Annotated in this window: 15 protein-coding genes; 10 read left to right on the forward strand and 5 right to left on the reverse strand. The window is 38.9% G+C overall.

Annotated elements, in window-relative coordinates; translation table 11 throughout:
• The first annotated feature begins 162 nt into the window (after positions 1–162).
• From BUC06_RS13830 to BUC06_RS13865, 8 genes are all read left to right on the forward strand, one after another.
• Positions 163–1,185: a ligase-associated DNA damage response exonuclease gene (locus BUC06_RS13830; protein WP_073334638.1), complete on the forward strand. Its 1,023-nt coding sequence runs from the start codon at positions 163–165 to the stop codon at positions 1,183–1,185.
• The gene (locus tag BUC06_RS13835) at positions 1,182–2,762 is read left to right on the forward strand and encodes an ATP-dependent DNA ligase (protein WP_073334597.1); all 1,581 of its coding nucleotides are present in this window, start codon (positions 1,182–1,184) and stop codon (positions 2,760–2,762) included. The genes BUC06_RS13830 and BUC06_RS13835 overlap by 4 nt, the downstream gene beginning before the upstream one ends.
• Position 2,763: 1 nt before the next feature.
• Positions 2,764–5,214 carry a ligase-associated DNA damage response DEXH box helicase gene (locus tag BUC06_RS13840; RefSeq protein ID WP_139263360.1) on the forward strand — a complete coding sequence of 817 codons (2,451 nt, stop codon included), beginning with the start codon at positions 2,764–2,766 and terminating at the stop codon, positions 5,212–5,214.
• 459 nt (positions 5,215–5,673) lie between these two features.
• Positions 5,674–6,318, forward strand: a complete 645-nt coding sequence (gene pdeM / locus BUC06_RS13845) for a ligase-associated DNA damage response endonuclease PdeM (RefSeq protein ID WP_073334599.1) — start codon at positions 5,674–5,676, stop codon at positions 6,316–6,318.
• Positions 6,319–6,592: 274 nt separating this feature from the next.
• On the forward strand, positions 6,593–7,183 hold the full coding sequence (locus BUC06_RS13850; protein ID WP_073334600.1) for a TetR/AcrR family transcriptional regulator: 591 nt from the start codon (positions 6,593–6,595) through the stop codon (positions 7,181–7,183).
• 70 nt (positions 7,184–7,253) lie between these two features.
• Positions 7,254–7,712 (forward strand): hypothetical protein, encoded by a 459-nt coding sequence (locus BUC06_RS13855; protein WP_073334601.1) that lies wholly within the window; start codon positions 7,254–7,256, stop codon positions 7,710–7,712.
• 2 nt (positions 7,713–7,714) lie between these two features.
• Positions 7,715–8,017, forward strand: a complete 303-nt coding sequence (locus BUC06_RS13860; protein ID WP_073334602.1) for a DUF3817 domain-containing protein — start codon at positions 7,715–7,717, stop codon at positions 8,015–8,017.
• A complete protein-coding gene (locus BUC06_RS13865; RefSeq protein WP_073334603.1) occupies positions 8,014–8,391 on the forward strand; it encodes a rhodanese-like domain-containing protein in 378 nt (125 codons plus the stop codon). Before BUC06_RS13860 ends, BUC06_RS13865 begins: the two co-directional genes overlap by 4 nt.
• A gap of 85 nt (positions 8,392–8,476) precedes the next feature.
• On the opposite strand, the gene BUC06_RS13870 is transcribed toward BUC06_RS13865, so the two are convergent.
• Entirely contained in the window at positions 8,477–9,433 is a 957-nt protein-coding gene (locus tag BUC06_RS13870; protein ID WP_073334639.1) for a nitrilase family protein, read from the reverse strand.
• 65 nt (positions 9,434–9,498) lie between these two features.
• Positions 9,499–10,293 (reverse strand): helix-turn-helix domain-containing protein, encoded by a 795-nt coding sequence (locus BUC06_RS13875; protein ID WP_073334604.1) that lies wholly within the window; start codon positions 10,291–10,293, stop codon positions 9,499–9,501.
• Between the two features lie 203 nt (positions 10,294–10,496).
• Here BUC06_RS13875 and BUC06_RS13880 point away from each other — a divergent pair, with 203 nt between their 5' ends.
• Positions 10,497–11,003 carry a pyridoxamine 5'-phosphate oxidase family protein gene (locus BUC06_RS13880; RefSeq protein WP_073334605.1) on the forward strand — a complete coding sequence of 169 codons (507 nt, stop codon included), beginning with the start codon at positions 10,497–10,499 and terminating at the stop codon, positions 11,001–11,003.
• A 103-nt stretch (positions 11,004–11,106) separates the two neighbouring features.
• Here BUC06_RS13880 and BUC06_RS13885 read toward each other — a convergent pair whose 3' ends face one another.
• The 3 genes from BUC06_RS13885 to BUC06_RS13895 form a co-directional block, all read right to left on the reverse strand.
• Complete coding sequence (locus tag BUC06_RS13885; protein ID WP_073334606.1) at positions 11,107–11,340, reverse strand: thioredoxin family protein; 234 nt, start codon at positions 11,338–11,340, stop codon at positions 11,107–11,109.
• Positions 11,341–11,350: 10 nt separating this feature from the next.
• On the reverse strand, positions 11,351–12,235 hold the full coding sequence (locus BUC06_RS13890) for a dihydrodipicolinate synthase family protein (RefSeq protein WP_073334607.1): 885 nt from the start codon (positions 12,233–12,235) through the stop codon (positions 11,351–11,353).
• 160 nt (positions 12,236–12,395) lie between these two features.
• Positions 12,396–12,851 (reverse strand): cupin domain-containing protein, encoded by a 456-nt coding sequence (locus BUC06_RS13895; protein WP_073334608.1) that lies wholly within the window; start codon positions 12,849–12,851, stop codon positions 12,396–12,398.
• Between the two features lie 103 nt (positions 12,852–12,954).
• Between BUC06_RS13895 and pdxR the strand changes: the two genes are divergently transcribed.
• Positions 12,955–14,400, forward strand: coding sequence for a MocR-like pyridoxine biosynthesis transcription factor PdxR (gene pdxR, locus BUC06_RS13900; protein ID WP_073334640.1), 1,446 nt, complete (start codon positions 12,955–12,957; stop codon positions 14,398–14,400).
• The last annotated feature ends 186 nt before the right edge of the window (positions 14,401–14,586 follow it).

Here is a 14,586-nt window from a genome sequence, read left to right on the forward strand (position 1 = left end):
TTTATTGTGCTTGAACCCCCTTAATATTGTATCTATAGAAAGTTCCGGATAAGATCATGTATTTTAAATGTAGTTTTTTACATACCATAGTTTACCACAAAATTGAAAGATGATGCTAATTTGGTGGGATTTTTGAATGTAAAATATAAACCGATCGCACCATTGAAATTAATAACATTCACAAAAAAAGGAATTTACTGTCCGCAGGGGAAATTTTATATTGATCCCTGGAGACCGGTAGACCTCGCAGTCATCACTCACGGACACGCTGATCATGCGCGGTGGGGAATGAAAAAATACCTTTGCCATCATTACACCAAGCCCATCCTTTATCAAAGAATTGGGGTTGATATCGAATGCCAAAGTGTTGAATATGGTGAAACCATTACCTTAAACGGTGTAAAATTATCAATGCATCCTGCCGGACACATTATTGGGTCAGCCCAGATAAGATTAGAATACAAAGGCTATGTTACCGTTATATCAGGAGATTACAAAGTACAGGAAGATGGACTGAGTACCCCTTTTGAGTTGGTAAAATGCAATGAGTTTGTCACGGAAAGCACCTTCGGATTGCCTATTTATAACTGGCTGGAAGTTCCTCAACTCAATAAAAAGCTTCAAAGCTGGGTTCTTAAAAACCAGGAAAATTCAAAAACCTCAGTATTCATAGGATACTCATTGGGAAAAGCTCAGCGTATCATGAAAGCGGTAGAAGGTTTAGGAAAAATATATGTCCACAATTCTATTGGAAGACTGAATGAAGCCTTTGAATCAGTGGGTATTACCCTTCCCGATTACAAAATCGCTGATTTTAAAGAAAACCCAAAAGAAGTACAACACGGAATCGTAATTGTTCCTCCAGCTTTACTCGACAGCAATATCATCAAAAAAATACCGGATGCTGCAACAGCGATCTGTTCCGGATGGATGCAGGTACGCGGAGCCAGAAGATGGCGCAGTGCTGACGCAGGATTTGCCATGAGCGACCATGCCGACTGGAAAGGACTTCTGCAAGCCGTAAAAGCTACAGAAGCTGAAATTGTACACGTTACGCACGGGCAGACTGAAATTTTCTCAAAGTATTTAAATGAAATAGGCATCAAATCTGATGTTGTGGAAACCCTGTTCGGTGAAGATGAAGAAGAGTCAGAAAAAGAAACCATAGAAAATCCGGAGCCATGAAACATTTCGCAGACTTGATCAATGCCTTGGAAACCACCAATAAAACCAATGCTAAAATAGACGCTATCATCGATTATCTGGAGCGTGCTCCGGATGAAGATAAAGTATGGTTCATTGCTTTGTTTACCGGAAAAAGGCCCAAAAGAAATGTGAATACCAATTACATGAAAGAATGGGCGCTGGAGATCACTCAGCTGCCGTTCTGGCTGTTTCAGGAAAGCTATTCTTCAGTAGGAGATCTGGGTGAAACCATTTCCCTTATTCTACCTCCACCTTCAGAAACTATTGACCGTACCCTTTCAGAGTGGATGCTGGATATCATTCAGTTAAAAGACAAATCAGAAACCGAAAAGAAAGAATTTGTGCTAAAATCATGGAACGGACTGGATTATACGGAACGTTTAATTTTCAATAAATTACTGGGTGGAAGCTTCAGAATCGGGGTTTCCGATAAAACGCTGATTAATGCCCTTACCAAATTTTCATCTCAGGAGTCAAGTACTTTGATGCACAGTCTGATGGGAAAATGGATCCCGGGGGAAGTGTCGTTCCAGGAACTCATCTCAGCTGAAAATATCAATCCCGACAATTCAAAACCTTATCCTTTTTGTCTGGCTTATCCTCTTGAAAAAGAACTGGAAGAACTCGGAAATCCTGAAGACTGGCAGATCGAATATAAGTGGGATGGAATCCGCGGACAGATCATTAAAAGAAATGATGAAGTTTTTATCTGGTCAAGAGGTGAAGAGCTCGTAACCGATCAGTTTCCTGAAATCAGGGAGACCGTTCAGGCTATGAAAGGCAACTTTGTTTTAGATGGAGAAATACTTGCGGTAAAGGATTCTAATGTTTTAAATTTTAACGAATTACAGAAAAGATTAAACAGGAAAACTTTAACTAAAAAAATGCTCTCAGATATTCCGATTGAAGTCTTTGTTTATGATCTTTTAGAGCTCGAAGGAACGGACCTCCGTGAAAAATCTATGGCATCCAGACGTGCTATGCTTGAAGAATTACTACTGAATGAATCCCCTCAAAATATAAAGCTATCTCAGGTTATTGATTTTGAAAAATGGGAAGATCTGAATACGATAAGAGAAGAATCAAGAGAGATCAACAGTGAAGGTCTTATGCTGAAACAGAAGAATTCCATGTATCATGCCGGAAGGAAAAAAGGTGACTGGTGGAAGTGGAAAGTAAGTCCGCTGACTATTGATGCAGTCTTAATTTATGCCCAGAAAGGGAGCGGCCGACGAAGTGCCTATTACACGGATTATACATTCGCTGTAAAAAATGGAGATGCTTTAGTAACGATCGCAAAAGCCTATTCAGGTCTCACTGATAAAGAAATCATGGAAGTAAGCAAATTTGTGAATAAAAATGCTATTGAAAAATTTGGTCCTGTACGTACCGTAAAAGCAGAATTGGTTTTCGAAATTGCTTTTGAAGGAATCGGATTCAGCAGCAGACATAAAAGCGGCGTTGCGTTAAGATTTCCAAGAATCCTGAGATGGAGAAAAGACAAAACCGTCAACGAAATTGACGAACTTGAAGAGGTAAAAAAACTGATCCAATAATTTGAAAACATTTGAAAATAGCGACGGATTTAAAGTCATTCAGCAATGGATGACGGATAAGGGCATCTCCCCTTTCAAATTTCAGATCGAAACCTGGCAGAAATTCGGAAACGGATATAGCGGAATGGTCATTGCCCCTACCGGATTCGGAAAGACATTTTCTGTTTTTCTGGCTTTGATTTCAGATTTCATGAATCGTCCCGAACAGTATAAAAAAGGGCTGAAAATGATCTGGATCACGCCCCTTCGTTCTTTGTCGAAAGATATTGCTAAAGCGATGCAGGAAGCCATGGATGAAATAGGCCTCGACTGGACTGTTGGGGTGAGAAACGGAGATACGGAACAGAAAGTAAAACAGCAGCAGATCAGAAATATGCCTGAAATCCTTGTGGTGACCCCCGAAAGTCTCCACCTTCTTTTAGGCCAGAAAAATCATGAACGCTTCTTTCAGGATATGAAGTGCGTGGCCGTTGATGAATGGCACGAATTGCTTGGTTCAAAACGCGGCGTTATGGTAGAACTCGCCATTTCTCAGCTCAGAAAATATGTCCCGAAAATAAAAATATGGGGAATTACCGCAACGATTGGAAACCTTGATGAAGCCATGGATGTTTTAATTCCATACGACATCAAAAAAACAAAGATTACAGCTAAGGAACATAAAAAAATAGATATTCTGCCCGTTATTCCGGATGAACTTGATATTCTTCCCTGGGCAGGACATTTGGGAGCAAAATTAGCCGATAAAATCGTTCCTATCATTCTTGATTCAAAATCAACAATCGTTTTCACCAATACCCGGAGTCAAAGCGAAATGTGGTATCAGCTGTTACTGGATGCTTATCCTGATTTTGCAGGTCAGATTGCCATTCACCACAGTTCTATTGATGCGCATCTCAGGATCTGGATTGAAGAGAATTTAAGTGCCGGAAAACTGAAAGCTGTGGTCTCCACTTCGTCTTTAGATCTTGGAATTGATTTTAAACCCGTTGATACCGTCATTCAGATTGGTTCAGCCAAAGGAGTGGCCAGATTTCTGCAACGGGCAGGACGAAGCGGTCACTCGCCTTTTGAGACCTCTAAAATCTACTGCGTTCCTACCCACTCTCTTGAACTGATCGAAGTAGCCGCTTTGAAAGAAGCCGTAAAACAAAAGGTAATAGAACCGCGTGAACCCCAGGTTCTATGTTTCGATGTTCTGGTTCAGTTTCTGATGACTCTGGCCGTTGGTGACGGATTTTATCCCGAAGAAACCTTCGAGAGTATCAAAAAAGTATTTGCTTTTCAGGAAATGACTGAAGAAGAATGGAAAAGCATCCTGGACTTTCTGACGATTGGCGGAAGTGTTTTGAAAAGCTATGAAGAATTCCATAAAATTGTCATTATGGAAGACGGTCTCTATAAAGTGACCTCACGGAAGATCGCCATGCTCCACCGAATGAATATGGGTGTTATTGTAAGTGATGCCATGCTGAAAGTGAAATTCATTTCCGGCGGCTATATTGGAATGGTGGAAGAATATTTTATTACAAAATTAAAAAAAGAAGAAAAATTTATTCTGGCGGGACGAACGCTTGAAGTTGCCATGATTAAAGATATGACCGTTTATGTACGTGGAGCAAAAGGGAAAGCAAGGGCCCCGAGTTATTTGGGAGGAAGATTGCCGTTAAGTTCCAATTTAGGCCATTTTTTAAGAGAAAAACTCTCTCATGCTTTAAACCCAAAAGCTTCGGAGAAGGAACTTAAATTTTTACATCCTTTATTAACCAATCAGGAAAAAAATTCTCATATTCCCAAAGAAGATGAGTTTCTTGTCGAACTGATCAAAAACCGCGAAGGCTACCACCTGTTCATGTATCCTTTTGAAGGTCGGCTTGTCCACGAAGTAATGGCTGCTTTGATTGCCTACCGCATTTCAAAACTTGCCCCCATTTCTTTTTCAATGGCCATGAATGACTATGGTTTTGAACTGTTCAGCGATAAAGAAATTCCTCTGCATGAAGATAATCTGGATACAATTCTGACCCGCGACAACCTGATGAACGATGTGATCGCAAGTATCAACTCTGCAGAAATGGCCCGAAGAAAATTCAGGGATATTGCTGTAATTTCAGGAATGGTCATTCAGAATTATGCAGGAAAACAACGTTCAAACAAATCATTGCAAAGCTCAGCCGGACTCATTTTTAAAGTACTGGAAGATTATGATCCCAATCATTTTCTTGTAAGACAGGCTTACACCGAAGTGTTCAATATGCAGCTTCAGGAACCCCGTCTCGTGGAAGCTTTTAAAAGAATTGAAAAATCAGAAATCATATTAAAACATTCCAATACCTTTACTCCACTAAGCTTCCCTATCAAAGTAGACAGCTTAAGACAGACGCTCTCCAGTGAAAGCCTGGATGCGAGGATTAAAAAAATGGTCGAACAGGCGAGGAAAAAGGGGTTTTAGAGTTATAAATTATAAGTGATAAGTGATGAGTTGGGTTCGGAGTTCGCTATAAGGAATAATCTATTCAGGTATCGGGAAATGGTAAAAATAAATTGACAAAAATTAAATCCACATATCATAATTCACCTTCCATGAAGGGGTGGATTTTTGCAAAGCAAAAAGACGGGGTAGTTAAAAACAGTATCAATTAAAATAATAACAAAAATTCCAATTCTAATTAAAAATATAAATGACTAATATAGTTCGGTTTACGCAATATGGAATAATTAATTTCAGGCTCCGGTAAATAGTAAAACTAAATTGATAAAAATTGTAACCACCCACCATAATTCCCCTTCCATGAAGGGGTGGATTTTTGCAAAGCAAAAAGACGGGGTAGTTAAAAACAGTATCAATTAAAAATGATAAAGAAATCAGAGTTAAGCAACTCCTTTCCCATCTTCTAACATCTAAAAAAAAATGAACATCGCCATAAAAAATATCACAATCAACAATACAATTTTTACATTGACCAATCAGCGTTCAGCATTTTGGAAAAAGGAAAAAGCACTCATTTTATCTGATCTTCACATTGGAAAAACAGCTCATTTTCGCAAAAACGGAATTGCGCTGGCCAATCAGATTATGAAAAGTGATCTGGAAAGGCTTTCCGTCTTGATTGAATATTTTCAGCCGGAAAAATTCATTGTGGTGGGCGATCTTCTTCATGCCGGAGACAACTCGGATGTAGACGAATTCTGCAGCTGGAGAAATCAGTATCCTGATCTTCAATTTTACCTTGTTGAAGGAAACCATGACCGCCTGTCAGCGAAATTAGAAAAAAAATTATGTTTAAATTTTAAATCCGAATCCCTGACCATCCATGGATTTACTTTTATTCATGATTTTGACAAAATATTACCTGAATTTCAGATCACAGGGCACATTCATCCCGGCGTTGTGCTGAATTCTTCTGTGAAAAGGATCAGGCTTCCGTGTTTTGTTCAAACCCAGAATCAGCTATTATTGCCTGCCTTCAGCGAATTTACAGGATTAGACACCAAAAACATTCCTAAAGGAGGAAAATTCTTTGTATTCACTGATTCTGAGATTCACGAGATTTAAAATGAACTGATAATGATAGTAAGAACAAGATGTCTCAACTAAAAAGACTGTCCGGCCAAGGACAGTCCTTTACTTTTTGACGTATGATTCGTTTTCATGGGTATGTTTTTTTGGTAATTCATTGTCTTATAATTTTGTTGAGTCTGACGATGCAAATTTCCGCCGAATGAATGTATTATAAAAATTATTTAAATTGTATTTTTCATCAGAATAATGATGGTTTGTTTTTTTGGACAAAAATTCCGTTCCTTTGCATGAAAGTCACTCTATCCTAATGAAAAAATCAGAAGCCACCCGCCTGAATATTCTTCAGAAAGCCTTTGAACTCATCTATGCCAAAGGTTATCAGACCACCAGCGTTGATGAGATCATTGCGACGACGCAGGTGACCAAAGGCGCCTTCTATTATCATTTTAAAACAAAAGATGAAATGGGGCTGGCGATCATTAATGAACTTCTGAAAAACAACTTTAAAAGCACTTTTATAGAACCCCTGGAAAACACTGAAAATCCATTGGAAAGCATATATCAGCTGATGTACGGGATTTTAGTGGAAAATGATCTTCTGAAAGTTGAATATGGCTGCCCAACGGCTAATTTCACTCAGGAAATGGCTCCCTGGCACCTTGATTTTACAAAAGCATTGAACGAACTTGCCGGACAGTGGGAAAATGCAATGATCACCTGTATTGAAAACGGGAAAAAGACGGGTACCGTAAAACAGAATGTGAATGCAAAAGAAATTGCTGTTTTTGTGATGTCCGGATATTGGGGCGTGCGGAATTTAGGAAAACTTAAAAACTCTAAATCAGTGTATCTTATTTATTTAAAGGGACTTAAGACTTACTTTAAATCACTGGAATAATTTTTTTATCAAAAAACATACTAATTAGTATGTTTTTATTATACCTTTGGTACGTTCAAAAAAGTTACTCATGTACCAGACCCTTACCTATTTGCACTCCACATTCCGGTGGATCGTTTTGTTAAGCCTTTTGTATGCTCTGTTGAGAGCTTTCAGAGGACATTTTTATCATAAATCATTTTCTAAAACAGACGATTCAGTAAGGCACTGGACCGCCACCATTGCTCATATCCAGTTGATCTTTGGAATTATACTCTATGTTAAAAGTCCAGTTGTAAAATATTTCTGGAAGAATTTCAGTGAAACCAGAACATCGTGGGACCTGCTTTTTTTCGGGCTGATCCATATGCTGCTCATGATGACTGCAATTGTGCTCATCACCATTGGTTCTGCCTTAGCTAAAAGAAAAAATACAGATCGGGAAAAATTTAAAACAATGCTCATCTGGTTTTCTATTGCTCTGGTTGTCATTTTCATAGCTATCCCCTGGCCATTTTCTCCTTTTGTTAACAGACCTTATTTCAGATAACGATGATAGATTTATTAAAAACAAAAATCGGACGCCTAAGAATTCTGGCTATTTTAGAAGGGATCTCTCTCTTAACCTTAGTTTTCATTGCCCTTCCTTTGAAGTACTGGTTGGGAAATCCTTCTCTGGTTAAGATGATAGGTCCTATTCATGGTACTTTATTTCTTCTTTTCCTTTTCAACACCTTAAGCGTAGGCGTTGAACAGCATTGGAAATTTAAAGAAACGACCTGGAAAGTCATTCTGGCATGTTTTATTCCTTTCGGAACTTTTTATATTGATAAAAAAATTCTCAGCAGATTATGAAAAATGTATTGATATTATGTGGAATTATAGTCACTGTATATTTTATTTATCGGGTTTACAGATATCAGACCTTAGAGGACGGTTTAGAACTACTCATTAAAAAAGACGCTGTTATTCTGGATGTAAGAACGGAAAAAGAATATGCAATGGGACATATCAAAGGCGCTCTCAATATTTCTTTAGGAACCATAAGAGAGAGATACACAGAACTGGATCCCGACAAAACCTATATCACGGTTTGTTCCCACGGATTACGCAGTGTAAAAGCTGAACATATTTTGAAAGAAAAAGGTTTTAAGCATGTCCATAATGGCGGAGCCTGGAGCGATCTTCAGACATTGATAGAGAAAAAAATTCAAGATAGAAATGATTGAAAGTTTCCTTGAATATCCGTGTCAAGGTTTAAAACCATGACACGGATGTCTTCCACCCCATCAATCTTTTTTCCAGGAAGTCAGACTAAATAGTATTGTCTTTCATCCAGACCACTTTCTGTTCAGAATGATGCTCCATACCAATGATATCTCTGTACAATTCCGGCCTTCTTGCTTTGACATATCTGCTTCCACCTGCCTGGGTAAGTTTTTCTGGAGAAATCGTAACGCTTTCAAAACTGTCGTCGAACGAACGGCATTCCGCAATGATATCTCCAAAAGGATCAATGATCATTGAGCAGCCGTTTTTCAGCTGATCGTCATCCATCCCGACAGGATTTGAGAAAACCACATAAATTCCGTTGTCATAGGCTCTTGCCGGCAGCCATTTCATCAGCCAGTCCCTTCCTTTCATTCCGTCGAATTCCAGACGAAGCGAGGTAGGATCTGCTTCCCTGTTCTGCCATAATTCCGGATCTACAAATCCTGCTCCCGGCCTTGTGGAAGGCGTACACATAGTGACATGCGGCATAAAAATAATATCGGCTCCCAAAAGCCTGGTTGCCCGCACGTTTTCAACAATATTGTTATCGTAGCAGATCAGAATTCCACATTTCCAGCCCTGAATATCAAAAATACAGTATTCGTTTCCAGGCGTAAGATAAGGATTGATGAAGGGATGAAGCTTCCTGTATTTAGCTTTCAGCCCGGTTTGATCTATACACACATAAGCTTTGAAAATATGATCATGCTCATCCTTTTCAAAGAGACCAGCCAATATTGTGATGTTGTACTGAGTGGCGATTTGTTGTAGTCTTTGAATGCTTTTTCCCTCAGGAATTAATTCTGCAACCTCCAGAAGCTGCTCTTTTGAAAGATTTCTGGCAAAAGTATAGCCTGTAATGGAACATTCATGAAAAGCAATTACCTGTGAACCTTTAGAGGCCGCTTCTGCGGCTAATTTCTCTATGACTGAAAGATTGTATTCTTTGTCTCCGCTTTTATTTTCGAATTGTGCTGTTGAAATTTTGAGATTGTTCATCTTTTTTTTCTGCAAAATTATCATTCAGACAGAATTGAGGATTGTAAAAAACCGACATTCTTACATTATAACTCAATAAAATTGATCGCCAGTTTATTCTGAGTCTTCAGATATTGGTTCGGCGTAAGTCCGATATGGCTTTTAAAATCTTTAATCAAATGAGACTGGTCGGTGTAGCCTGCTTCATCTGACAACGCTGCAATACTTTCACCAACTGTATTTTTATTGATTAAATCAATAAAGTGATGAAGCCGGATGATACGTCCATATTTCTTAGGCGATAAACCGATATAATCTTCAAATTTCCTTTCAAGATGACGCTCAGAGTATCCCGTGAACCGTTCCAGCTCTTTTGAAGATACGGAACCTTTATTTGCAAGCATCAGTTGCTGAACAGCTTTGATCAGCCCATGATCAGAATTGATATTTCCGGACAGAAATCGGGTAAAATAAATATTCAGTTGAGCAATAATCATTTCAGGATCAGTTCCTGCTAAAAGGTCTTCCTGAAAAACCAGCAATTCATTCTTCAAAATATCTTCAGCAGAAATAATTTGATTTTTGGCTTCTTTTGCAGAAATTTTGAGAAGAATATTAAAAAAATAAGGTTGAATAACTACCGCTAGCATAGAAAATGAACCTTCTGCCATAAAATCTTTATATCCTGCCGGCTGTCCATAAAAAAAAGAAGATGGAATGTGATGTCCCGGGTTAGCATACAGATTCTGACTGCCGGACAAGATCAATCCTGTGCTGCCATCTGTAAATAATCTTAAGCTTTTACGCTCACTGCCTGCATTTTCCAAAAAGATATAATGCCGGATGTATGGTGATAAATGCTTGGGTGGCTGAATCTGCATTCCTCAAAATTACGCAAAATTCTGTAGAATAAAATATGCGCATTTTTATGATTTCAAAGAAAAACTTTAAGCAGTAGTACCACAAAAATAGGCTGTTTGGTCAGGTATTTGAATGTTTTAATTCATAATGACATTGAAACTTCCATTCCAGAAGCCATCAACATTTATTTCGTATTTAAAATCAATCATTAAAATATACTAATATGTCAACACAAAACTTAACTCATCTGGAAGCTATTAAAAAGATCCAGGAACTTTCAGAAAAAGCAAGAATATGCATGTTCTGCACCGAGCTTGAAACGGTTCCTGTCAATTCACGTCCAATGTCCCTTCAGGAGACAGATGACAGTGGAAATTTATGGTTTATCAGCAGCGGAACAAGCAACAAAAATTTTGAGATTAAAGAAGACCGCAGAGTACAGCTCTTTTTTATGAATAACAGTGATTCACAATACCTTTCGGTTTACGGAGAAGCTTCTGTTTATAAAGATAAAGCTACCATTGAAGATAAATGGTCTCCGATGGCTAAAGCATGGTTTGACGGAAAAGATGATCCGGATGTGACCATCATTCGTGTAGAACCAAAAGAAACTTATTATTGGGATACCAAAGCAGGAAAATTGGTCAGCCTTTTCAGCTTTGTTGCAGCAGCCCTTACCGGCATTAAAACTAACAATGCAGACGGCGTAGAAGGCAACGCTACTGTATAAATAAAATATGGCTGAGAGATCTCTCAGCCATATTTTCTGTAAAATTAATAGTAAACTGACCTTAAAATCTGGTGATTAATGCTTTCGAAGCCACCAGATTTTTTTATTTTTTGACCTCCTCCATAGAGGCTCCAAAATTGATATGCAGAACATTTCCATTGGACGTTACCAGGGCAGGAACTGACTTTACGCCTGCATTTTCAGCTTCCGCAATTCTATTTTTGTCATTTCCTAAATGTACAAGGTCTACATTTTCAGCACCGATAAGATTAACAATGTCATGCTCCGCACTTACGCATACTGAACATCCTGCGTGATAAAAAACTGGTTTTTTCATAAAATTTAAATTAATTTAAAACGGTTTTAATGATATTTTTAAGTTCTTCTGTGTCTTTTTCAGTCAGAGGTTGCAACGGACTTCTCAAGTTTCCACCTTCTTCTCCTAAAATATTCAGGCCTGCCTTGACTGCTCTTGGCAACCCTTTACTGACTATAAATTTCAGGAGATCAAACTGCTGGTAAAAAACATCTTTTGCTTTCTCAAGATTACCTTCTTCAATTGCATGATACAATTCAATAGTAAGCTCCGGAATCAGATTGGGAGCGGCTGTACACCATCCTCTCGCCCCTGCTGTAAATGCGGCTAATGCCAAAGGATTGGATCCGTTGTAGAAGGCTGTTTCCTCACCGAGTTCTTTCCTTAAGTAATGCATTCTCTGGATATCTCCTGTACTTTCCTTAATCATGGTCACGTTAGAAATCTCCAGCAATCTTTTCAGAAGGGCTGGCGACATATCTACTCCACTGGTTGCCGGATTATTATAAGCCATGATAGGAATGGAGATTTTGCGGGCTACCGCATCATAATGAGCAACGATCTCATCATCGGTAAGCTTCCAGTAGCTCATGGGAATGATCATCACTGCATCTGCTCCTGCTTTTTCAGCGAATCGGGCATGATGAACGGTTTTTTCGGTCGTCAGGTTTGAGACGCCCACCAGTGTGGGAACTCTACCTTTGGTTTGCTGTATGGAAGCTTCCGTTATCGCTTCTTTTTCCTCGTCAGAGAGATACGGCATGACGCCTGTACTTCCCAACGGAGCTATTCCGTGGATTCCGGAAACGATTAATCTTTCAACCAGCTTTTTAAAAAGGGTAATATCTACTTTTTCATTCTGGTCAAAAGGTGTAATAGGATATGCGATGATTCCTTTGAATGGAACATTTTTCATATTTATTGATTTAAAATTAAATGATGTGCTAAGATTAGGGATTAGGGATTAGGGATTAGGAAAGATCTTTGGTTTTATACTGAGAATGAGGTTTGTTTATTATTTTATGATTTAATTAAATCACAGATTTAGCCAAAACTTTAAACCTAATCCCTTCATCCTATAAATCTCTTCCTTCTTCTTCTCTAAGGGCGACCCCCAGATTTTGCAGTTGCGGTGCGTTTTCGCATGCTAAATATTTCGCAGGTTCTGTATCGCTGAGATTCTGATGTTTATGCCATGCCCATGATGGAATGTAAACCGCATCTCCCGCTTCCCAATGCACTCTTTCACCTTCTACTTCCGTCCATCCTTTTCCTTCAATGACATACAGTACGGTTTCGTAAGTATGACGGTGTCTGTTGGTTTGCTGGCCTGGAACCAGTCCACCGATGGTCATACTGACATTCTTACTGGGAAGATCTACGAAGAAAACCGGATGTTTTCTTTCTGCTGAAAACTGGTTATGTTCGCCGGCATTTTCCACATTTTTATGAATCAGATGGCTGGGCTTTACATACCGGGGGCTTGCAAATGTTTCGTGAAAATCTTTTGAACTGAAATCTTTTTTGTCCATGATGTTTTACATTTAGATTGGTTGGTTGCATTATTGCATGACAAAATTATCTTATATTTGGACTGTTTAAATGATTCAGTTTTTACACAAACAGGTAGTCCAGATGATTCGTCCTTGGAAATTAGAATTTGAAATAGATAAAACACTTGAAAAGGCAGTGTATCTGCAAATTGCGGACACCATTATTGCCGATATACGGTCCGGAAGACTCCATGCAGGAGATGCGCTTCCCGGAAGCCGGAATATGGCATCGATTTTTAAGATCAACAGGAATACAGTAGTAGAAGCTTATCAGGTTCTGATCAATGAAGAATGGGTGATTTCTAAAGAAAGGAAGGGAATTTTTGTATCGGAAAAGCTTCCGGTTTTACAGAATAGGTTAGGCAAAGGAAATCCCGACACCGAAGAAAACTCAATGATTTCCCGCAAATCCCTGATCAATTTTGACGATGGACATCCGGATAGCAAAATAGCTCCCGTGACAGAACTTGCCAGAGCATACAGGCAGATCTTTAACCGGAAAGCCAGGTGGCAGATGATGGGATACGGAGATGAACATGGTGATGCAGAGTTTCGGAAAGCTATTTCCCAAATGCTGAACCATCAGCGGGGAATGCATATCCGTGAAAATGAAATTTCAATCACCAGAGGAAGTCAGATGGCGATGTTCCTGACCGCTCAGTGCCTGTTAAGCACCGGAGACGGCATTATTGTAGAAAACCCGGGATACCAACCGGCATGGAAAGCTTTTGAGTATGCAGGAGCAAAACTTATGCCGGCCTCAGTAGATAATGAAGGGATTATCATTGAAGATATCCAAAGACTTTTAACAGAAAATAAAAATATAAAAGCAATATACATAACACCTCACAGACAGTATCCTACGACGGTTACTTTAAGTTTAGCAAGAAGGCTGGAATTAATAGAACTTTCAAACAAACATGGAATCACCATCATTGAAGATGATTATGATAATGAGTTTCACTTTGGGTACCGTCCTATTCTGCCTGTTTCAAGTTTTACTGAGCTGAATAATTATGCTTATGTAGGCACATTGAGTAAAGTAGTCGCTCCGGCTCTGCGCATTGGCTATCTGGTATCCAAAGATCCCGAACTGATCCGGAAAGTCGGAGATTTAAGAAAGATCATTGATGTTCAGGGAGATGTAATCATGGAGCAGGCCGTTTTACAGTTAATTAAAGATGGAATTGTAAAAAAGCACATTAAGAAGGCAACGGCTCATTACAAAAACAAAAGAGATTTTGTTTACGATCTTTTGGAAAAATATTTGAAAGGTATCTCCAACTTTACATTGCCTGAAGGAGGTCTTGCTTTCTGGATCGTTCCCAAAGAAAACCTGGACTGGAAGATCGTGACCTCTTTATTGCTTGAGAAAAACATTGCTATCATTCATCCAAAACAATACAGTCACGATACCGTAGTCAACGGATTCAGGCTTAGTTACGGCTCCTTATCTGAAGAACAACTGGAAGGCAGTATAAAAATCATCGCTGATGTTCTGAAATCTCAAATCAGCCAGATGAGATAAAAATCTTTTCAGGTTTTGATTAAAGCTGCTGGCATAAAGGTGTCTTTTTAAGACGCGTTAAAATCTCAGTAAAATTAGAAATTAAAAAATCTGCTCTATCTTCTACATCCGCGGGAGATTAAAATAGACTTTTTATATTCTATTATTCCCGAAGATTCAGCTGATAAAGCAGATTCGTATGGCTTG

The organism is Chryseobacterium carnipullorum (assembly GCF_900142785.1).
In the GTDB taxonomy this organism is placed as follows: domain Bacteria; phylum Bacteroidota; class Bacteroidia; order Flavobacteriales; family Weeksellaceae; genus Chryseobacterium; species Chryseobacterium carnipullorum.